The 21,043-nt window shown below is 69.9% G+C and carries 14 protein-coding genes and 4 pseudogenes; 4 read left to right on the top strand and 14 right to left on the bottom strand.

The genetic code is table 11. The features are described 5' to 3' along the window. Window positions 1-65: 65 nt before the first annotated feature. The 3 genes and pseudogenes from ACIBW6_RS30430 to ACIBW6_RS30440 form a co-directional block, all read right to left on the bottom strand. Entirely contained in the window at window positions 66-806 is a 741-nt protein-coding gene (locus ACIBW6_RS30430) for a class I SAM-dependent methyltransferase (RefSeq protein WP_399065456.1), read from the bottom strand. Window positions 807-896: 90 nt separating this feature from the next. Next, window positions 897-1,522 (bottom strand): annotated as a pseudogene (locus tag ACIBW6_RS30435) (IS256 family transposase); the annotation flags it as partial. Window positions 1,523-1,923: 401 nt separating this feature from the next. Then, window positions 1,924-2,772 carry an oxygenase MpaB family protein gene (locus ACIBW6_RS30440; RefSeq protein ID WP_399065231.1) on the bottom strand — a complete coding sequence of 283 codons (849 nt, stop codon included), beginning with the start codon at window positions 2,770-2,772 and terminating at the stop codon, window positions 1,924-1,926. A gap of 238 nt (window positions 2,773-3,010) precedes the next feature. On the opposite strand from ACIBW6_RS30440, the gene ACIBW6_RS30445 reads away from it, so the two are divergent. Further along, window positions 3,011-3,406, top strand: coding sequence for a hypothetical protein (locus ACIBW6_RS30445; protein WP_399065234.1), 396 nt, complete (start codon window positions 3,011-3,013; stop codon window positions 3,404-3,406). Window positions 3,407-3,900: 494 nt separating this feature from the next. Here ACIBW6_RS30445 and ACIBW6_RS30450 read toward each other — a convergent pair whose 3' ends face one another. After that, the gene (locus ACIBW6_RS30450; RefSeq protein WP_399065237.1) at window positions 3,901-4,902 is read right to left on the bottom strand and encodes a TIGR01777 family oxidoreductase; all 1,002 of its coding nucleotides are present in this window, start codon (window positions 4,900-4,902) and stop codon (window positions 3,901-3,903) included. A 255-nt stretch (window positions 4,903-5,157) separates the two neighbouring features. On the opposite strand from ACIBW6_RS30450, the gene ACIBW6_RS30455 reads away from it, so the two are divergent. Then, window positions 5,158-5,685: a helicase associated domain-containing protein gene (locus ACIBW6_RS30455; RefSeq protein WP_399065240.1), complete on the top strand. Its 528-nt coding sequence runs from the start codon at window positions 5,158-5,160 to the stop codon at window positions 5,683-5,685. A gap of 623 nt (window positions 5,686-6,308) precedes the next feature. Here the strand turns inward: ACIBW6_RS30455 and ACIBW6_RS30460 are convergent. The 8 genes and pseudogenes from ACIBW6_RS30460 to ACIBW6_RS30495 form a co-directional block, all read right to left on the bottom strand. Then, entirely contained in the window at window positions 6,309-6,839 is a 531-nt protein-coding gene (locus ACIBW6_RS30460; RefSeq protein WP_399065242.1) for a hypothetical protein, read from the bottom strand. Between the two features lie 131 nt (window positions 6,840-6,970). Beyond that, the gene (locus ACIBW6_RS30465) at window positions 6,971-7,423 is read right to left on the bottom strand and encodes a hypothetical protein (RefSeq protein WP_399065462.1); all 453 of its coding nucleotides are present in this window, start codon (window positions 7,421-7,423) and stop codon (window positions 6,971-6,973) included. Next, window positions 7,420-7,695: pseudogene (locus ACIBW6_RS30470) on the bottom strand (hypothetical protein); the annotation flags it as partial. The gene ACIBW6_RS30465 and the pseudogene ACIBW6_RS30470, both read right to left, overlap by 4 nt. Window positions 7,696-8,853: 1,158 nt before the next feature. Beyond that, window positions 8,854-9,858, bottom strand: a complete 1,005-nt coding sequence (locus ACIBW6_RS30475) for a ribosome-inactivating family protein (RefSeq protein ID WP_399065245.1) — start codon at window positions 9,856-9,858, stop codon at window positions 8,854-8,856. 2,422 nt (window positions 9,859-12,280) lie between these two features. Then, a complete protein-coding gene (locus tag ACIBW6_RS30480; RefSeq protein WP_399065247.1) occupies window positions 12,281-13,501 on the bottom strand; it encodes a hypothetical protein in 1,221 nt (406 codons plus the stop codon). A gap of 101 nt (window positions 13,502-13,602) precedes the next feature. Next, window positions 13,603-13,764, bottom strand: coding sequence for a hypothetical protein (locus ACIBW6_RS30485; RefSeq protein ID WP_399065249.1), 162 nt, complete (start codon window positions 13,762-13,764; stop codon window positions 13,603-13,605). A 1,943-nt stretch (window positions 13,765-15,707) separates the two neighbouring features. Further along, a pseudogene (locus tag ACIBW6_RS30490) lies at window positions 15,708-16,176 on the bottom strand (RraA family protein); the annotation flags it as partial. Window positions 16,177-16,204: 28 nt separating this feature from the next. After that, the gene (locus tag ACIBW6_RS30495; protein WP_399065251.1) at window positions 16,205-16,840 is read right to left on the bottom strand and encodes a DUF4232 domain-containing protein; all 636 of its coding nucleotides are present in this window, start codon (window positions 16,838-16,840) and stop codon (window positions 16,205-16,207) included. Between the two features lie 324 nt (window positions 16,841-17,164). Between ACIBW6_RS30495 and ACIBW6_RS30500 the strand changes: the two genes are divergently transcribed. After that, window positions 17,165-18,694, top strand: coding sequence for a sulfatase (locus ACIBW6_RS30500; protein WP_399065253.1), 1,530 nt, complete (start codon window positions 17,165-17,167; stop codon window positions 18,692-18,694). Window positions 18,695-18,706: 12 nt separating this feature from the next. On the opposite strand, the gene ACIBW6_RS30505 is transcribed toward ACIBW6_RS30500, so the two are convergent. Both ACIBW6_RS30505 and ACIBW6_RS30510 read right to left on the bottom strand, forming a co-directional pair. Then, window positions 18,707-20,110 (bottom strand): ATP-binding protein, encoded by a 1,404-nt coding sequence (locus ACIBW6_RS30505; protein ID WP_399065255.1) that lies wholly within the window; start codon window positions 20,108-20,110, stop codon window positions 18,707-18,709. Continuing rightward, on the bottom strand, window positions 20,107-20,811 hold the full coding sequence (locus ACIBW6_RS30510; RefSeq protein ID WP_399065257.1) for a response regulator transcription factor: 705 nt from the start codon (window positions 20,809-20,811) through the stop codon (window positions 20,107-20,109). The genes ACIBW6_RS30505 and ACIBW6_RS30510 overlap by 4 nt, the downstream gene beginning before the upstream one ends. 88 nt (window positions 20,812-20,899) lie before the next feature. Here ACIBW6_RS30510 and ACIBW6_RS30515 point away from each other — a divergent pair. Next, a pseudogene (locus ACIBW6_RS30515) lies at window positions 20,900-21,028 on the top strand (IS5/IS1182 family transposase); the annotation flags it as partial. Between the last annotated feature and the right edge of the window lie 15 nt (window positions 21,029-21,043).

The raw sequence follows: 21,043 nt of genomic DNA on the forward strand, positions 1-21,043 counted from the left end.
GCGCCAGCCTCTACGACACCACGCTTTGAAGGTCAGTAGGAGCCTTGCGGGTCCCGCCCGCATCATCAGAACGGTCGGAACTCCTTGAAGTCCGGCGTCGGGCGCGGGTCGGGCAGCCGGTAGGCGCCGGTCCGCGGCCGACCGCCGGCCGGGTCGGTGGTTCCGTCGACCAGAGCGCCCGGCATCGGATGCCACCCCAGGTTGGTCTCGAAGTACGCCACGGCAGCGCCGACCGAAGGCCACCAGACATCGTCGAGCAGCACGACGCCGCCAGGTCGGACGATCTCGCTCAGGAAGTGGAGGTCGACGAAGACGTTGTGGAAGTGGTGGCTGCCGTCGACGAACGCTGCGTCCGCGGTGAAGCCCGCGTCGGCCAGCCGGGCGAGGAACCGCTGCGATGGTTCGGTCGCCAGCTCGGCGATGCCGTCCAGGCCGACGCTGCACAGCAGCTCCCACCCGACGCCGTCGTACGCCGTGAACTGGAACGGGTCGATCACCACGTGCTGCGGATTCCGTGAATCGGTGCGCAGCAGTGCCTCGCCGATCGCCAGCGCCGAACTGGCGTAGGCAAGTCCGATCTCGACGACCTTGCCGACCCTCTCGTCCATCAGGAGGTCACGTACCTGATCACAGTCGTGCTCCGGCAGCGTGACGGTGGCGAAGTCCGGACCCCCCTCGGGCCGCCGCGGCGGCCCGTGCTCGGCGAGCTCGCGGCGAACGGCGGCCACTCGATCCGGCCACTCGCCTGCGACGCCATCCGGTTGCACGATTGAGTTCATCAGGACACCCCTTCTGGCTGAGGGCATGAGGCCTGGCTCGCTGTGACACTCAAAGCGGCAACTGAGGGTGTGTCCAGTAGGCGGCTGATCCAGTCTTTTTTTGTGCGGGTCAGGCGGCCGGATACGGGCGTTGACGGACTCGATGGCGTTCGTCGAGCAGATGACCTTGCGGATCTCGAGGTCGAAGGAGCGAAAGGGCACGAACTCGGCCCAGGCGTTCTCCCAGAGCCGGACGACCGCCGGGTACTTCGTGCCCCAGGCGTTCTTGAACTCGCTGCACCGCTCCGTCGCGGCGGCCTCGTTCGGGGCCGTGCAGACGGGCTTGAGCGCTTTGGCGATCTTGTCCCAGTCCTGGCGGGCCGCGTGCCGGAAGCTGTTCCTCAGCAGGTGAACGACACTGGTTTGGACAATCGTTCGAGGCCAGACGCTCTCCACCGCTTCCGGCAGGCCCTTCAGTCCGTCGCAGACCAGCATCAGGACATCGTCGAGCCCCTGTTCTTCGGGCCGGTGAACACGCTCAGCCAGTACTTCGCGCCCTCGCCTCCGTCACCGGCCCAGATCCCGAGGACGTCGTGGTGGCCCTCGGCGGTCACGGCCATCACGATGTAGATCGGGCGATTCGCCACGTTCCCGTCGCGGATCTTGATGGCATCGACGAACAGGACCGGGTGAACGCGGTCCAGCGGCCGGTTGGACCACTCGGCCATGCCGGCCGTCACCTTGTCGGTGATCGTGGAGATCGTCGCCGATCGGGGATACTCACGGACGGACGGCCTGACCGGTCAGCCCGCCACCGTCAGGCGTGAGCGAGGCCCACCTCGCCCCGCTTCGACCAGAGTCCGGCGTGGTTGCGCGGTCCCTGCCGGACGCACGTGCGCGGGCAGCGTTTCGGCGGCCTGCAGCGGGACGCCCAGCCGTAACGCCCACCGGGGCCCAGCCGGTTCGCCGTGATCAGCGGGATGCTCGGCACCTCCATGGAGACCGGCACCCGCCTGCGTGGTGCGCTGCCTCCCGCCCGCACAACCTCTGCGGCCAGGACGCCGTCACCGCGGCCACCGGCTCCCTGCCCGCGGCGACGACGCCGGCCGATGAGGTGCTCGCCGCGCTGGCCTATCTGGTGCAGGCCCGGCCGACGTCCGACCGGTCAGGCTGGAGAGCGCATAGCCCAGCGAATGGCACGGGTCATCCCGTGGCCGCCCAGCCTCACTGCGGTCTCCTCCACCACCGGGATGTAGGGCAGCAGCAGCGCGCGCCGTGCCCAGCCGGGCAGCAGCCCGGCGGCGTTGGCGGCGAGCACCCCGTAGGCCGGGCGTGCCACCCAGGGCAGCGGCGGTGTGAGCAGGAGGAACCGTGCGGCCTCGCGGGCGGCCGGGGTCGCGCGCAGTTCGGTGCGGTAGTCGTTCAGCCGGCGCACGAGTGCGGTCCGGTCGGCGGGCGGGTCGTCGGCGCCCAGGGCGCGGGCGACGCGGGCCGACTCGGCGACGTACCGCGTGCAGCTCTCCTTCTCCAGCGGGTGGGCGCCGAAACGCTGGTGGGCGGCGAGGAAGCAGTACGCCTCGGCCGTGTGCACCCAGGTGAGCAGGTGCGGGTCGTCGGCGCGGTACGGCCGTCCGTCGGGGGCGGTGCCGCGGATCCGGCCGTGCACGGCGCGCACCTGGTCCACCGCGTGCTGGGCGTGCTCCTCGGTGCCGAAGGTGGTGACGGCGAGGAAGGTGCTGGTGCGCTGGAGGCGTCCCCAGGGATCGCCCTTGTACCCGGAGTGTGCGTCGACAGCGGCCATGGCCAGCGGGTGCAGGGACTGCAGGAGCAGGGCGGCGATGCCGCCGATGAACATGGCGGCATCGCCGTGCACCGTGCGCACCGGTGAGTCGGGGGCGAACCAGCGCGGGCCGGGTGTGTCGTGGATGCGGGCGCGGTTTGCGGGACCGTCCGGGCCCGCCACGCGGGAGAAGAGGGCGGAGCCGAGTCTGGTGCGCACCGTGTCCACGAGCATGGGTCCAGTATCGCGCGGCGGACGTGGGGCGTGCCGGGCGCGTGGTGGGCGGGTTCGGGGGCCTGTGGGAACCGTCGCGCACCCCGCCGTCGCACGCCGGCCCGTCCGAGGCAGGGGTCATGGTGACCTCCTGGCGTTCGAAGCGTCACACCGTGGGAGGGGTTCTGCTGTTCCTGCTGGTGTGAGCGGTGCTGGGCACCGCACTCGGGCGCGTGCGGGCGGTGGATGGCCGTGGGCCGTGCCGGTCTCGTTCGTGCTGGCTCTCTTCGGGTTCTCGTCGAACCTGCGGGCGCTGCGGGAGGAGCGGGCGCGCCGGGCGTCCCTGGAAACTGGCGAGTACCAGCTGAGCCGGTACACCGTGCACCGCGCGGACCGGGGGCGCTCGCGCTGGTCCCGCTCGGGCCAGGTGCTGCAGACGACAGATCGGGCGGTAGAGATGTGGGACCGGGGCGATCGCCGCTGGCGCCACCCGTGGCAGCGCCTCACCTTCGCGGGCGGGCGGGACGGCCGCGGCGGGAGCGTGACCGTCACGCCGGCCGACGGTTCACCGCAGGCCCTGCGGCGGACGGCCGGGGCGACCGTGTACGAGGTACTCGCCGCCACCCGCCTGAAAGGGGCGTACGTGACGCAGTGACCGCTGCCGGCCCGGGTCCGCGAAGTCCCGGCGGCGGCCCGAAACACGGCATGTCACGGCGGCCGGTCAGGCGGCGACCGGTACCCAGCTGCCGTGGGCTCTGATGCGGCCACGGGGAACAGCCACGGCGGGCCGCCCACCGCCACGGCGACACTTCCAGCGCCCACCGCTGACCGTACGCTCAGCCACGGCCGGGCCGGGCGTGTCAGGTGGTGCGGCGCAGGACCGCAGCGAGGACGTTGCGCAGATCGCTCTGCGCGCCCGTAGTGCGCCGGCAGTGACGCCGTCGGCGAGCCCGGTGTCGCTGAGGATCTGAACGGCGTCAGGGGGCGCGGACGTGGCCTGCGCAGAACCCGTCCGACGTCTTTCGTCGGGCAGCAGCACCACTACTGCCGGAGAGCCATGTGCGGCGCGGTGGTGCCGGCTGCCTCATGCGCGTGACCTGCGGCTGGTAGCCCCGTGCTGCTGCACGTAGGCGCGAGTGTGCCCCCTGTTCAGCTCGTTCGGCGCGACCGCCTGCTCTTCGCGCGGAGCGGTACGTTCGACCGGTGAGCCCGTTCGTCTCGGATGCGCCGGACGAGGTCTCGGCCGGCTTCGGGCCACTGCGGGTGGTCGAAGGTGAAGCCCGAGTCGAGCAGCCGGCCGGGGATGACGCGGCGGCTCTTGAGGAGCAGTTCGGTGTCCGAGCGCAGTATGAAGGCGCCGAGTTCTGCCATCGTTTTCGTTGCGGGCAGGCCTATGGGGGTGCCCCAGGCGGTCCGCAGTTCCCGCATGAGAGCGCGTTGGGGTAGGGGGGCGGGGGCTGCCAGGTTGACCGGCCCTTCGATGTCGTTGCGGTCGATGAGGTGTTCGACGGCGCGGACGAAGTCCTGCTCGTGGATCCAGGACACGTACTGGGCGCCTCCCGCGACCGGGCCGCCGAGGCCGCATCGGGCCAGCCATGAGAGCACGTCGAAGACGCCGCCGCGATCTGGGCTCATCACCATGGCGGAGCGCAGGGCGATCTTTCGGGTATGGGGCGTGTGGGCTTCCCGCTGCGCGCGTTCCCAGGCCTTGGCGATCTCGACGCTGTAGGCCCAGTACCCCGGTACGCCGTGTTCGTTGCCGCCGATCACGCCGGTCGCCTCGTCGTTGGGCGCGTCGTGTCGGTGGGCGTAGACGGTGGCGGTGCTCATCTGCAGCCAGAGGCGGGGAGGCCGCGGGGCGGCCCGGATCGCCTCGCCCACGACCCGGGCCGAGCGCACGCGGGAGTCCATCATGTCCTGCAGATTGTCCGGTGTGTAGCGGCAACTGACGCTGCGTCCGGCCAGATTGATGACGACATCACAACCGTCCAGGGTCCCGGCCCAGGGGCCGAGCGTCTCGCCGTCCCAGCGGATCTCACGTGCGTGCGTGGGCCGCCTGGTCAGGATCCGGACGTCATGACCGGCCGCGGTCAACGCACGGTCCAGAATCGTCCCCACCTGCCCGGTTCCCCCAGGTATCACGATCTTCATCGCTCATCCCCTCCTGGGATCCACTCTAGTACAGAAAGTTGAACACGTTCAAAATATGAGCGCGGTCTGGACGACCGGTGGGGCCTCTCGAAGGCGCCCGACGCCCTGCGCGCGCATGACGCAGAGATTGGCGAGGCTTTCGCCGACTCCCGTGCATGGAGAGGCAGTTGAGACGGCGACGGCTCTGAGAGTGCTGACGGGGGCGAGTTCCCGGAGGACGGCGACGGCCTGGAGGACGGCGAGCCGGCCGAGCCGGTGAGCGCCCGGGCGCGGGAGCTGCTGAAGTTCTCCAGCCCGCGGGATCCGGCGGAGCTCGCGTGGTCCGTGCGCCTGCGGATCCTGGAATCGGAAGGCGCCCGCTGGCGGCGCGGCATCGAGGCCGCGGCCCGCTACGTGAAAGAGCGCGCGGGCGGGCCGTTGAACGTGCCGTACGGCTTCGTGACACCCGAAGACTGGTCCCCGGCCGGGTTCCCGCTCGGGGTGCGGCTCACCCACCAGCGGCGGTCCTACAAGGCCGGCCGGCTCGTTCCGGAGCGGGTCGGGGAGCTGGACGGGCTGGGCTTGGTGTGGGCGCCGCGCGAGGACGCCTTCACCGACGGGCTCACCGCCGCCCGGGCGTGGGCGGCGGCCCACGGGCACTTCCTGCCCCCGCGGCCGCGGTGTGGGCGGAGTACCCGGTCGGGAAGTGGGCCAAGAACATGCGCGACGCCGCCCGCCTCGCCGACCGGATCAGCGCGCGGCGGGAAGCCGGGGAACCTGCCGGGCCGGAGGCCGGGCCGGTGACGGAGGAGCGGCGCCGCCAGCTCGACGACGTCGACCCCGGATGGTGCCCGACCCGGGACCCGGATGGCAACGATGCCTGCGGCTCGTGCAGGCTCACGTGGCCGGCGGGGGGAGCCTGCCGACCGCGGCCGGCCACGTCATCGTCCAGGCCGAAGACCTCGGACGCTGGGTCACCGCGCGGACGTCGTCATCTGTGTAGTACGGCAGCCAAAAGACGCCGGAGCCGCTGATGCTCGCCCGCTCCAGCCGGGCGTCGGACTCATCGAACGCTGCTGTGGCTGCGCTCACCACGGTGGTGGACGCGGACAGCGCGACCACGCGGCGGCCAGCGCAGCCGTCCTACCGGAACGGAGAAGGGAACGGGCCCTGCGCACGGGAGCCGCCGAAGCCTGATGTGGTCGAGCGTTCGGTCAGGGGCTGATTGCCTCAACTGCCGTCATTCTTCAGCGCTATACGCCGGCCCGCGTCAGCCTGGAGCCGCGACGACTGTGCGGCCGTGGTCGTACGCTCCCCCAGATAGGTACGCCCGAAGGATGACCCGGAATCCTGGTGCGCGTCCTCGCTGTCCCTCCGCCGCCGCGCCCCCTGCGGGTTCCTTCCCCGGAATCGGTTCCAGCCTGGGGTCAGGCTCTGCGGCGTCGGTAGTACGCATACGTGAGGGCCAGGAGCAGGGGACCCCACAGGTTCATCAGTCCGCTCACCGTCATCGCCAGGACGTCCCAGCCCAGGTCATAGGGCCAGGCTCCCCTTCCTTTGGTCAGGGCCTGATGCAGCCAGTGGAGGCCGAGCGCGGTGAAGAAGCAGCCGCCCAGGGTGGCGGGGACGAGTACCGCGGCCGGGGGAATGCGGCGGCCGCCGAGCTTCGGCACCCACCTTGGGACGGTCTCGCCCCAGGGACGGACCAGCGCGAAGCTGAGCAGCGCGAGGATCTCGGTGAGGACCGTCAGGGCGATGACGTAAGGGGCGTTGTACCAGGCGGCGGGCATGGGCTCGCCGCCCATGGCGTAGCCGAAGCCGATCGGTAACCGCCAGAGGCCGACGGGTAGGACGACCAGGGGGATGGTGTGCGCGACGCGCTCCGCCCAGGCGGGCGCCAGGTGTTGGGTGAGCTCGGTCGTATCGGAGGCTTGGTTGGGGTGTGTTGTCTTCGCCATGGACGCAGCCTGCCGGGGCGGATGACGCAGTGGATCGGCCCTGAGGCTGACCTCGCGTACGCCCAGCGGTGGACCGTGGGCCGGTGTCGAGAGACGGCATGACATGCCGTTGAGAGCCGGTTCGCAGTCGGTCAGGGGCTGGTGCCCTTGACGAGTGTCAGGGTCACGGGTCTGTCCGGGTCCGGTTGCAGGAACACCTTGGTCGTGCTCGCCGTGTACAGCTGGATGTCGCCTCTGTCCTGGCCGCCGCTGGTGTCCTCGGAGTTCAGGTACACAAAGTTCGCCTCCGGGCCAGCAGCGGTCCAAGCACCGCCGAACGCAAAAACCTCGGCGCCCCCGTGCCACCAAAGGTCGCGCCCCTCGATGCCCGTGACAGAGAACCGGCCGTTGTCGTGCAAGTGAATCTTCCCGCCCGTCTCGCCGTTGCGGTAGACCCCGGGCAGAGCCTGCGGATCGACCTCGATAGCGCCCACCCCTGCACTTCCCGAAGCGAACACCGCCACGGCGGCGGCCAGCACGGCGAGCCGGCCCTTGACCACACCCCGCGTCTCCACGGTCCTTTCGGGCCTGCGTTGCCGGTGCACTTGTCGCCGTCCTTGCAGACGGCGTCGAAGGGGATGTCGGGCCAGTTGTCGCGGGTGTCGTCGGTCAGTGCGTCCCAGCCGGCGCCGGTGGTGTCGTCGCCGGACTGGTCGGAGTTGTTGTGTTCGGCTTCGTACCAGTAGGTGGCGGCGTTGTCGTGGGTGTCCTTGACGAGGTCGAGGTTTTAGCGCCAGGCCTGCTTCTTGTCGCGTCCGGCGAAGCTGGTGCCATGTCTGTAGCCGGGCTCGCCGTCGTCGTCGCCGAAGACCGGAACGGGGGTGCGGCTGATGCCGGTCCGTAGCGTTGTCAGTACCGCGTCCCGCCCCGGCTGATGCGGTGTAACGGCCACGCCCACGATGGCTTTCGTGGCGACATCGATGAACCACGTCACCCACGCACACAGTCTGCCCCTCGATGCGGACCTGGACCGGGATCCGCTAGTGGCCCCCTCCCAACACGCGTTCCGCGGCGTCGGTGGACGCTAGCCATAGACGTCGGACCCACGCAGCGCGGCCTCACCCGACCGCAACCTCGCCCGCTCCCCCGCCGACACGTCCCGTGCCACGGCTCGATGGAAAGACGGGGGCGGGCCATGTTCGGGATCCCTGCTGGCGTCGGCGACCAGCTCGTGATGGACCGCTGAGATCCTCCCGCCCCACACCACGAGGAGTTCACGGACCTGCGGCGTCACAACGAAACGCGAGCGAGCCTTACGACCGGTGCAGTTCTCCCGACGGGCTGCCTTCAGCCAGTTCCACACCGTCCGCTCCGAGGCACCCCCAGCCGAGGCCACCAACCGGACATGCTGTGAAGCGAGTTCGCCCTGTGCGTCCAGTGCCAGCAGACGGCTGACCGCACCTCACGGGACAGCGGGGTGGGCATCGCCTGGTCGAGTTCCTCCCCCACCAACCCACACCGACACGCCGCACGGCTTCACCCGAAAGACGACAGCGCGGCCCCGCCACCAACCCCATCGACACACCCCTCGCCGCCTACAAGGCCAGCGCTTCACTTACCTGCCAATCCAGCGCGCCTCTTCAGCGGGACCCCGGCAGGAGACCTTCAGCACACCCTCACAGACGCACCACCCCCCATCTCAGCGCCCCCACGCCCCACTGAAATCCTCACACCGAAAACCACTGAAAGAAAACCGCCGAGTATCATGGCGTCGTACAGGTAGTTGGTGGCGTTTTGGTGGTGTGGGTACCTGCGAGTTTGCCTTCGCTGTTTGCGATCCAGCGGCTCGACACGCTCCCGACCCCTGAATGACCAGCAGCAACGGCCCCTCCCGACGGACTCGAACCGCCAGCCGGAGCCGTGCAACCCGGCGCACACCCGATGCGGCAGCCGGGTCATCGTCCTACCCGTCACCGACCCGACAGGCCGAAACGGGCCGCCGGAGAATCCGACGGCCCGCCACGAGAAATATAGGTCAGGCTCCACTCCCCTGATATGGAGCCAATAGGATGGCCAGATACCCAAGGGCTCTGGCAACGGTCGTCACGTACGGCACGTGTGGGCCTACGTTGTGGCCGGGGGAATCTGTACCGGTGTACGCGTACTCGGAAAGGGATCCCCAGTCGGTTTCGAGTTCTTGCTGCAGCGCGGGCATGGTGAACGTGTATCCGTGGTTGGCCATCATCTGGATGATGATGCCCTGCACATCGCGCAGACGGGCTGCTTCGGAAGTCGCCTGGATCATGCGCATCAGCGAAGCAGCAGTCGTCCGGAAATTGGTGCCATTGTTCTGCGTCGTGCCCGCGGGAACGTAGGCCAAGTGAAAGACCGAGTTGTAGAACTGGGTGTAACTCATCTCAGTGTTGTCTCGCGACACACCGGGTCCACCCGAGCTGACGGGGCGCTCCAGAGCGGGGTAACTGCCGCCGTATGGAAGCCTGACATAGTTCGCCGGCGGCAGCAGCCCTCTGTCCGGGCTGTAGGCCCTCAGACCGTTCATACGGTCGGGGAGATCGTAGTCGTTGAAGTAGTACGTCACATCTCCATTGGAAGAACTGCTCGCATCGACGCTCGTGGTCGTGAAGCCGCGCAGATAGAGGTTGTTCGGTGTGAACCACAGGCGCAGCGACGCTTGATGCCCTTCAGCGTTCTGCACGTTGACGTCCGCCCGCACCAGCGAGTGAGGGTAGGTCTGGATGTTCTGAGTGATGCTCGATTCACCGCTGTAATAGTGCCCTACAGCGTTTCGGAGGCTCTGCAGAAATCTCCCCCAGTCGCCTGACACTCGTCCTGGATTCGCCCAAGGTTCACTCAAGTTCGCATAGACGTGCGAAATTCGATACTCGGGAGTGTCCGCGTGCGCCGCACCCGCATTGAAGGTGAGTACCGAAATACCTGCAATGAACGCCACAAGAAGGGAGAGGAGCTTTCTCGGCAAAGCGGGGATACCTTGCGATATTCGATAGTTCAAGGTGACCATTTCCTGTTGTTGATGTCTTCGGTCGGGACGCCGGGGTCGGTCTGCAGCCGACGGGGCAATGATGCTGGCGAGCCGCCGTCAGGACCTACGTCATCTGACTGTCCCCTTCAGGAAACTGGCCTTGTCCCGAGCGGTGATCTTCCATGTTCAGCGCGTAACTGGACTGCGTTCGCTCAGTTCGCACAGTGAACTGGACGACTGAGTACGGGATTTGGAGGCGCTCACGCTGTTCGGGACGTACGGGTCCGTGGACGTGCTGCGCCGGGCCCGCACGCGGCGCCTGGGCGCGGTCGACCTGGTGGTCTTAGATAAAGCGCACCGCACGAGCGGTGACGGGCTGAAGCCGTGGGTGGCCGTCCACGACCAGGATCAGGTTCCCGCGGCGGGCGGGCTGTACATGAAGGCGATGCCGCGGGTGTGGCAGGCCGCCGGGCACGGAGGTGTCACTGCGGGCGCGGGCGCGGGCGCCAGGGCTGAGGTGCGGCTGGTGGCGAGGATGAGCGAGGACTCCCCCGTCGTCGGGCTCCGTCGCCTGAATGCTCCGCCTCGACATCGGCGACGTCCTGGCGCTGCCCGCCACCAGCAGCCACGGCCACGACGTCCGCCGTTGACCCGCACGCCCGGCTGCCCAGGCCGCGCCGAAGGGTGGCTGCACCGCGTGCACTTCGAACCCGCGCAAGGCGGTACTCAGGCGGAGAACGGTGGGCGGAGGTCCGGACCGCCGACCACCGCTGCGCGCCGGATTCACCTGACAACGTCGGCGCCCGGCCGCTGTCCTCCAGCACGATCCGCACCCTCCGGGGCAGGCCCGGCAGTGCGGGCGATGCGCCGTAAGGGCCCCCGGCGCGGTGGGATGCCGGGCTTGCGGTCCGCTTTCGCGGGTGCGGGCGGGGCGGGCGCCGCACGATCACCCTGGCGAGCGATAGATGCGACTCAGGCACGCTCTGTCGGGTCGCTCGGTTCAGTGGGAGTGCCCCGCTTCGCCGCCGGTGCCGGCCCGACTCCGTTGCCTGCAGCCGTGCACGGGAGCAGCGAGCTACGGCTGGTGGCTGACGATCTTGCAGTCGCCGCCGTTCCAGAAGTCTTCCTGTTCCACTTCATGTCAGCCCAGCCGCATTTGACGGTGGCGTTCGGGTGGTGGTCCCCGTCAGCGTCAGAAACGTACTGAATCTTGCAGATGCTCGGAACTCTTGAGAGCGGGTCATCCACCGGGTTGCAGGGCCCAGCCTCCGCGTGGTCCCTTGTCAGGCCGCCACTGGCACACTTCAAGGTGCGTTCGGCGGCTGTGGCGGGGGTGGTGGTGAGGGCGGTGCCGCTGACGCGAGAGCGAGGGCGGCTGTGACGGTACCCACACGCTTGATCTGCACGGGAATCCCTTTCGCGATGGCTGGTCGCAGGGCAGCGAGTCCAGCACGTGGTGGGCCGATGGCCTGTGGGAGAGATCCATCCGCGCCACGGCTCGGCCAGCCCCGCACAGGGCCGCGACGTTCCGCTGGTTCGGCAGCGGCCGCGACGTCGTCGACACCACCGGTCAGGCACAGCTCATCGGCCCCGTGCCGGCCGCCGAGGACGCCATCGCCCGCCTCACCGGACTCGGCGCCCCGGCACACCCGTGACCGGCACCACGCCCCCACCGGGCTGCCCCACGCAGAACGGCGGGTGATCTGCTGCCCTGGGGCGGCAGATCACCCGCCGTCCGGGCGAGAGACCGTGTCAACGGCCATGGGCGCGGGCCGTAACCGCTGTGCCAGGCCAGCGTTGACGGGACGGGCGGATGGGCGCACCGTCGGGCTCCGGCCGGCCCCGGTCATCGAACCCCGGAGCCTGACGGGCCCCCAACCACCGCACCCCGAACCGTGTCCGTGCCCGCGCCCGGCCCACGACAGCCGTCACCGAAGGTCCTGCGGCCGGACCAGGTCGAAACGGTCGACGCCCCGTCGGCCGCGCGCTCCAGGTGCCCGCGGCCGGGCCCGTGCCGGAGGACGGTCTGCGGGGCCAGTGCATCGCTGCGAGCGGCTCGGGCAAGACGCTCGTCGCCGCGGCGGCCGCGCGGCGGCTTCGGGCCCGGCGGGTGGTCGTGCCGGCGCCGACGCTGGACCTGTCGGTGCAGACGGCGGCCGCGTGGCCGCGCGATGGCGGGCGGGGGGCGATGGTCGGGGTGTGCTCCCTGCCGGCCAAGGACTCCGGGGGCCAGCCGTGCACGACGGACGAAGGTGAGCTGGCCGACTGGGAGGAAATGTCTGTGCGCCTGTGTCTAGCTACGGGCAAGGGAAAGGCCCTCGTCGAAGGCTGCGGCGCGGTGGTTCCGCTGTTGGAGAGTTCGGCGTCTGTTCTGGTGGAGGGGCCTGGTCCCGGCTCCCCCTCCCCGTCTACGTGGAGAGAGGGAGTGTGCATTTCCGGTGCCGGGCTGCGGCGTACTGAGCTAGCCGCCGCAGCCGGCGAGGGTGGGCTTCATCGGCTGCCACGTCCTGTAGTCCGTGCAGTCGGTCACGGGGACGATCCTGACATCGAGGGTCCGTGAGTTGTCGGTTTCGAGCCTGCGATGCAGGTACTTGAAGTACAGGCGCTTGTCCTGGCCGTCGGCCGGCATGGACCGTACTTCGAGCAGGGCTGTCGCGTTGGTCAGGTCCTGCTCCGTCTCCCCGGGTTCGGTGAAGGTTCCTACGCCCCACCTGGAGTTCTCCCAGGTCAGGTACTGGACCTTGTGCTCGTACTCGACGCGGTAGCCGGTGAACGTGTGGCCTCGCTGGTCCTCCGGTTTGGCGCAGCGGACTGTCACCGTGCCACCTCGTGACAAACCGCCGTCGCTCTTGGTCGATGCGGAGCAGTCGTTGGGGTGCCAGATGCGGATCGGGACCGTGTTGTAGGGCCATTTGTTCACATCGTCCCTGGTGAACGAGGGGCGGTCCGGGGCGCCGGTGGGAGGCACCTCCTCCAGCGCCCGGCGCTGTGCGTTCGTGAGATCGGCCTTGGACTCGTAGTCCTTGCCTGGGCTGCAGACCTTCCTTCCGCACATGAGGAGCCAGCCCATGCCGATGACGGCATCGTCGACCTGCCCGCGTTCCACCACGGTGTAGAGGCTGTCGCCTGGATTCTTCTTCCAGATGTCGGAGACCGTCTTGAGTTTGTAGTAGACGGGGCGGGCCTGGATCTGCGATTTGGGGGTCACGGTGAAGCTGTCGCTGACGTCGAACCTGACGGTCTTCTGCGGTCTGACAGTGGGCTTGCCCGGGATGATCGCGTCGAAGATGTCTCCCCCGCCGAACTTGTCCGCCAGGGACTTGCCCAGCATTCTCATGCCCCCCTGTACTCGCTCGTTGAAGTTGAGGTCTCCGCCGTCGTCGACACCGGTCTGCGTGGCCGGATCCACGTCTCCCTCGCGCAGCTTGAGCGTGTGTGGGAGGCCGTCACCCTTGAGGGTGCGGGCGGGCGCGACATCCTGCACGTACAGCCCGTTCTTCTGGTAGAAGGGCAGGACGTACTGGTACTCCAGCCCGTTGGTCTTCGTGTCCCAGGGATAGTCGACGGTCCTGCTGGCCCCCTCTCCGGGGCCTGTGGTGTCCGCGAAGGCGACCGGCGCCAGCGCGGCCATCAGACCGGCCACGGCCACAGCCGCCGCCGTTCGCACTGCTGTTGTCTTCACAGGTTTCACTCTTCCTCTTGGCAGGGGTGGCAGGGCTGTCGTCATTTCCAGCCCGGTCCCGCCCGGGGGAGGGCCTAAAGAATGCGGCGGCCGGGATGCTGCTAGTCGGCGGGTGCGTACTCGACGTCCCGCTGTCCGCAGCCCTGGGCGAGCTCGTCCAGTACCGTCTTCTCGGCCCGGTCCGCGGTCAGGTGCCAGCGCAGTCTCGTCGCCGTCCAGTCCGCCGCGTAGGTGCAGCGGGCATCGGCGAGCGGGGCAGCCACCGGGCCGGGTCTTGGTCGGCCTTGGACCGGTTGCTCTTCGCGGTGACCGCGAACAGGGAGCGCTCCGCGGTGAGGTCGTCGGCGTAGGCCGCACGCCACGCGGAGGCGCCGGAGTCCCAGGCCTCGGCGAGCGGGACCATGTGGTTGATGTCCGGGACCTAAGGGGTCGGTGACGGTCATCCCGTCGTAGTAGGAGAACCACGTACCTTCTGTCACCCTGCAGTTGGGTTCGAAGACCGGCTCGGTGCGGGACTCATCGATGAGGACCTCCGTCCGAGTGGAGCACCGGTCGTGGTCGGCGTCGACCCAGTGCTCGAACGCGGTCCGCACATAGCCCTCGCGGGACTCGGCGGCGCCGGGCAGCTGCTCGACGGCCTCGGCGAGGGGCAGGTGCCGCGGGCCCGGCTACGGCGTGGGTCAGCGGGGGCGCGAGGGGAGGCTGGTGCGGCCCCGGCGGTGAGGGCGGGCAGGGCCAGAAGCGCGACGGGCAGGCCGCGCAGCACAGAGGTGGTCATGCCCTCTGTGATAGCGGCGCCCGGGGCCGTCGGGTGCCGGATGCCCCGCAGACCCACCCGTGTGGGTGGATCAGTCATACCGAGGAAACGTCTCACCTGCCCGTTCCCGGTGACGGGCCGCTGCCCGCAGGGATCGCGGCGGGTTCTTGCTTCCGGTCTCGTCTCCGGGAGCGGCGCACCTACGCTCACTTTTTGTCAGCGTTTCGCTGACTGATCGCCTGCGACAGTGGGGTGCTGACGGAATGGTGATGGGTGCTCAGGAGTGGTCGCGGATACAGCGCCAGGCGCTGGTCCTGCTGCGGGGCCGGTACGGCAAGCGGCGCCGCCCGCTGTCCGGCCAGGACGCCGTTGCCGCGGTCGTCGGCTCCCTGCCCGCGGGGAGGACGCCGGACGAGCCGCCCCCACCCGGAACGAGGCGGGGACAGGCGTTGTGGCCGCGGCGCGGCGGGAGAAAGAGCGTGAGCGGCCGGTGAGACCTGGTGCGTGCGGAACGCGGTGCGGGTGTGGGAGGTGTGCGGACAGCTGGTGGACTCCAGCGGCGCCTGGGACCCCGGACCGTCCGGTGGCCTGGTGCAGGTGCGGGGGCGTGTGCACGAGCTGGCGGCGCTGCTCGCCGCGGACGCTGAGCCTGCCGACCTGACCCGGGTCCTGTTCAGTGTGCTGCTCTACCTGGCGCCCGCCGACGGCCCGCAGCCCCGGCCCCGCGGCGAACTCGCCGGGACGGCCGAACAGGCCCGCGCGGATGCCGTCGCACTGCGTGCCGCACACGCCCGGGCGGCGGGGCCCGCAAGCCGGTCCGCCGCCCGCAGCCGGAGCCCACACCGGCGCCCGCACCCACACCCTCGTCCAGCAGCCGCACGATGCAGGAGGCCCCCGTGACTGACGTGGCCGCTACCGCTGCACTCCCGACCGTGCCCGTGCCCGCACGATCGTCGTCGCAGGCTCTGCGGCCGCGTCAGGTCGAGGCGGTCGACGCCGTCGTGCGGGCGCTCCAAACGCCCGCGGGCGGGCCCGTGCCGGAGGCCGGCTGCGGTGCCAGTGCATCGATCGCCGCCACGGGTACCGGCAAGACGCTCATCGCCGCGGCGGCTCGGGGCGCGGCGGTTGGTTGTGCTGGTGCCGACGCCCGACCTGCTCGTGCAGACAGCGACCGCGTGGCGGCGCGATGGCGGGCGGACGGGGGCGATGGTCGGGGCATGCTCCCAGCCGGGCGAGGACTCGGGGGGCCTGCCGGGACGACGACGGATGGATGTGCACTGGCCGACCAGGTAAGCGACTTGCACATGGTCACGTTGTTCGGAACGTATGCGTTGGTGAGCGTGCTGCGCCGGGCGTGCGCGCGGGCTGCGCAAACGCGCTGCTCAGGCGCCGCCGAAAGCTCTCGGCCGGAGGGCCGGTGCACGGGGGATTCCGTCAGTCGGCGAAATTTTAGTCGCGCAACGCCTTCTCGATGCGGGCGCGGTAGTCCGCCTCCCAGGCGTCGAGGGACAGCTCGGCCTCCTTGGCGAGCTTCGCCCGAGCGGCCGCGAGGATCTCCTCCTGGCGGCCGGCGGGAGTGACGACGATGCCCTCCTCGTCGGCTACCACGATGTCTCCAGGGTGCACCAGCACACCGCCCGCACGAGCCGGCGCACCGCGCGCGCCCAGCTTCTTCTTGGTGCCCGGGATCGGGATGACACCGCGGGAGAAGACCGGGAAGCCCGCTTCGTGCATCTCGCCGAGGTCGCGTATGACACCGTCGACAACGAATGTCGCGACGCTGCGCGACCGCGCACACGTAGCCGCCCGCCAGCGCGTAATCGATGTCGCCCGATTCCACGACCATGACCGAGCCTGGCTCCGCCCGGTAGATGGCGGCGTGCAGCATAGGGTTGTCGCCGGGTTCGCATAGCACCGAACAGATCCTGCACCGCCGTACTCGTGCCTCAGAGCGCCCGCGGGGTGAAGGGGCCGACGGTGAAGCTGTTCCCGCACACTTCGAGCTCGTCGGGGGCGGCGGCGGTCAGTGACGCGGTGTTGTCCGGCGGATAGACCTTGATGTGCGCGGGTTCGGCCCAGCATTTTCCGTCCGTCACCCCGCGGTCGGGGGTCTGCACCACGGCATGGGCCGCGTGCCCCGGGGTGAGCCTGACGTCCTGCACGCTGCCGTTCTGGGACCGTGTGGCGGGCTTCCCGATGCGCGCCCCCGCGCTGTCGGTGAGCGACAGGCCGGGGTAGCCCTTCAGTGCGCAGGTCCGGTCCGTGGTGTTGGTCAGGGTCAGGTCGAAGTACTTGCTGTTCATCTCCTGACCCGTCGCTTTCAGTCCGACCTTCAGGTCGTCCGTGGTGCAGTCGCTGCGCGTTCCGGCCTGCGCGCTGGTGGTGTCACGCGTGTCCGTGGCGCTCGGTGCGGGGGTGCCGGCACGGGTCGTGGCGGCGGTGGCGCTGCCGCTCGCTGTGGGCGGCTCGGTGTGCTCCGTCGCCGTGGTGGCCCCGGCCGGCGTGGTCGGGGTCGACGCCCGTGCCTGGCCGTCGCCGCTCTCTGCCCCGCAGGCGGTCGCCGCGACCACTCCGAGGCTCACCAGTGCCGCCGCGCACAGACGCCTCCTGTTCCGTCGTGCCGACGCTTGCGTCGTCGCTATGTACGTCATATACGTCCTCGCTGTGTCCGTCGCGGCTGTGTCCGTCGCGGCTGTGTCCGTCGTGGCTGTGTCCGTCGTGGCTGTGTCCGTCTCTGTCGCGTCCATGAACGTCGTCTGTCCGTGTCCGCCGGAGATATCCGTGCGTCGTGCGCTTCGGTGCGTATTTCCTACGCCTTGCCCGCCGTCCTCCCACGGTTCTCCCACCTTGGTCGGCCAGGGTCGAAGGCTGGGAAGTCGTTCTCTCACGCCGTTCAGGAGGCACCATTGCGCAGGGCAACAGGCGTACCAGGAAAGGCTCCGCTGTGGCTCGCCGTCGCCGCGCTCGCGGCCGGCGCGGTCGCGTGTGACAGCGCGAGCGGCGCGGCGGACCGGGCCACCGCGAGCACGGGCAGCCCGAGCGGCTCCACATCGTCCGCCCGTCCCAACATCGTGTGGGTTCTGACGGACGACCTGTCGTCGGACCTGGTGGACTACATGCCGCACGTGAAGGCCATGCAGAAGGACGGCATGTCCTTCTCCAACTACACGGTGACGGACTCGCTGTGCTGTCCGTCCCGCTCGTCCATCTTCACGGGCAAGTTCCCGCACAACACCGGCGTCTACACCAACACGCCGCCTGACGGCGGTTTCCAGACCTTCCACAAGAAGGGCAATGAAGGCAAGACGTTCGCCACGGCTCTGCAGAAGCAGGGCTACCGCACGGCCATGATGGGCAAGTACCTGAACGGCTACGAGCCGGACATGACCGTGGACGGCGAGAAGAACTACGTGCCGCCGGGCTGGGACGAGTGGGACGTGGCCGGCAACGGCTACAAGGAGTACGACTACACCCTCAACCAGAACGGCAAGACCGTCGACCACGCGCACGCCGCCAAGGACTACCTGACCGATGTGGTGAGCGGAAAGGGCCAGGACTTCATCGAGAAGTCCGTGCAGGACAAGAAGCCTTTCGTCCTCGACATCTCCACGTTCGCGCCGCACGGCCCGGCCACCCCGGCCCCGCAGGACGAGGGCACCTTCCAGGACCTGAAGCTGCCGCGGCCGCCCGCCTTCGGCAAGACGCCGACGGACGCGCCGCAGTGGCTGCGCGACGAGAAGAACTTCACTCCCCGGCAGGTCAAGAAGATCACACAGACGTACCGCAAGCGCGTACGCGCCGTGCAGGCCGTCGACCGCATGATCGGTGATCTCCAGGACAAGCTGGAGAAGGAAGGCGTGGCCGACGACACGGTCTTCGCCTTCGCTTCCGACAACGGCTTCCACCTGGGCCAGTACGGTCTGATGCCGGGCAAGCAGACCGCCTTCGACACGGACGTGAACGTCCCGCTCGTCGTCACCGGGCCAGGAGTACGGCGCGGCGCGACCAACGACGCCGTCGCGTCGAACATCGACATCTGTCCCACGCTGACGGACCTGGGCGGCGGTGAGCCCGATCCGCAGGCCGACGGGCGCAGTCTCGTACCGCTCCTCAAGGGTGAGACGCCCGACGACTGGCCGCGGACCGCGCTGGTGGAACACCACGGTCCCGACACTTCGCGCAAGGACCCCGACAAGCCCCGTAAGGGCAGCGGCAATCCGCCGTCGTACGAGGCGCTGCGCACCGACCGGTACACCTACGTCGCGTACCGGAACGGGTCGCACGAGTACTACGACCGCGACAAGGACCCGGACATGCTGCACAACGTCTTCGCGCAGTTGTCCGCGGCCACGAAGTCCCGGCTGGACTCGACGCTCAAGAAGATGCGCGGTTGCCAGGGGGCTGCGGAGTGCGGTGCCGCCGCGGGCGCGGGCTGATCCGGAGCCGGGTCAGGGCCCCGCGGGGAGCCGCACGGTGATCGTGGCTCCCTCCCCCGGCGCTCCGGCGACGTCCACCGCGCCGCCGTGCGCCCGGGCCACCGCCGCGACGATCGCCAGGCCCAGGCCGCTGCCGTCACCGCTGTGGGCCGGGTCGCCGCGGTAGAAGCGGTCGAAGACGCGCGGCAGCGCCGCTTCGGGGATGCCGGGCCCGTCGTCGGCCACGGTGAGTGTCACGTGGGAGGCGGGGCCGGCGTCCACGGTGACCCGCGCCGCGGTGCCGGGCGGCGTGTGGCTGCGTACGTTGGCGAGCAGGTTGTCCACGACGCGGCGCAGCTGCTCGGCATCGCCCAGCACCGTGGTCCCGTCCTCGGCGTGTACGGACACGGGCCGGTGCGGGTCGACCGCGCGGGCGGCCGACACGGCGTCGCGCACCAGGGCGGGCAGATCCACGGTGGACCGTGCGTGGTCCGGCGCGCTGTCGATCCGGGCGAGCAGCAGCAGGTCGTTCACGAGGCGCCGCATGCGCAGGGCCTCGGTGGTGATGCCGTGCATCACGCGCTCCCGCCTGGCGGCGGTGTCGGCCGCGCCCTGCTGGTACAGGTCGGCGTAGCCGAGGACCGCGGTGACCGGGGTGCGCAGTTCGTGCGAGGCGTCGGCGACGAAGCGGCGCAGCCGGTCCTGCGTGGCCCGTTCGCCGGCCAGCATCGTGTTCAGGGCCAGGCCGAGCCGCCCCACCTCGGTGGCGTCGTCGGCCGGGGCGACCTGGCCGGCCCGGTCGCCGGCGGCGATGGCGTCCGCCTCGCGCGCCATCGTCTCCAAGGGCCGCAGGCCGCGGCGCAGCACCCACAGTCCTGCCGCCGTGAGCAGCACGAGCACCCCGCAGGTCGCCGCCGCCTCGACGACGAGCAACTGCCGCAGGGTGCCCTGGACCTGGTCCAGCGGGGTGGCCGCGATCAGGGTGCCGTGTCCCGGTACGCGCTGGACCAGGAGCCGGTAGTCGGGGCCGCCGGAGGCCGCTGGTCCTACCGTGCGGACGCCGTCGCCGCGGACCTGCGACAGCGGCTCAGGGATGCGTGGTGCGGCGTTGCCGGGATCCCGCAACTGGGGCACGAGGTCCCGCACGGTGCCGTCGGGCCGGCGCAGCTGGAGGTAGAACTCCGAGGCGCCGAGCAGCCGGACGTCGTTGCCGAGCTGTCCGTCGGGCGCGGCCTGCCGGACCTGCTGGGCCACTCTCTGGCGTACCGCGCGCAGGGTGACGTCGGTACGGTGCATGAGGTCCCTGCTCAGGGCCGCGTAGACGACGGTGTCCAGCACGAGCAGGGCCACGGCGACCAGGCTGAGCAGCGCGAACAGGAGGCGGCCGCGCAGGGAGCGGGGCCGCAGCGGGCGGCGTCGGGGCAGCGCGGGGCTCACACGGTTCCCCGGTCGCGCAGGATGTAGCCGACTCCGCGTCGCGTCTCGATCAGTCCGGGACCGAGCGCGTCGAGCTTGCGGCGGAGGTAGGAGATGTAGGTCTTCAGCACGCCGTGGTCGGCGCCGCCGAAGTCCCAGATGTGTTCGAGCAGTTGCTCGTGGGTCAGGACCCGGTTGCGGTTCAGCAGCAGGTGCCGCAGGAGTTTGTACTCGGTGGGCGAGAGGTCCACCGGGACCCCGGCCCTGCGGACCTCGTAGGTCTGCGTGTTCATCTCCACGTCCGCGCAGACCAGCAGCCCCTGTTCCGGCTGCCTCTCGCCGCGGCGCAGGACGGCGCGGACCCGGGCGGCGACCTCGGCGAGCCGGAAGGGTTTCGTGATGTAGTCGTCGGCCCCCAGATCGAGGCCGCCCACGATGTCCCGGCCGCTCTCCCGTGCGGTCAGGAAGATCACCGGCATGGTCGCGCCGGCCTGCCGCAGCCGCCGCACGACCTCGAATCCGTCGATGTCGGGCAGCATGACGTCGAGGAGTACGAGGTGGGGGGCGTGTTCCCGGACCGCCGTGAGCGCGGCCAGACCGGTCGCCGCCTGGCCCACTTCGTACCCGAGGAACTCCAGCGAGGTGACCAGGACGTCGAGGATGGCGGGCTCGTCGTCGACGACCAGGAGCCGGGTACCGGGCGGGACCTCTGATGTGCTCATGACGGCACCCTGGCACAGGCGCCTGAGAATGCGATGAAACGTGTTGCGCGGCATCCCACCGATCCGGTCCCGCTACGGGCCCAGGTGACGCCGACCGGCCAAGCTCCACGCGGACGAGGGCGACGACTTCGATCATCTGCGTACCTGGTTGCGGCGCAGGCAGATCGTTCTGCGCGCATCCGCTCGCCGCGGCAAGGAGAGCTCCAGTCGCCTGGGCACCGCAGAGCAGTGC

The organism is Streptomyces sp. NPDC049813 (assembly GCF_044465085.1).
Classification (GTDB): domain Bacteria; phylum Actinomycetota; class Actinomycetes; order Streptomycetales; family Streptomycetaceae; genus Streptomyces.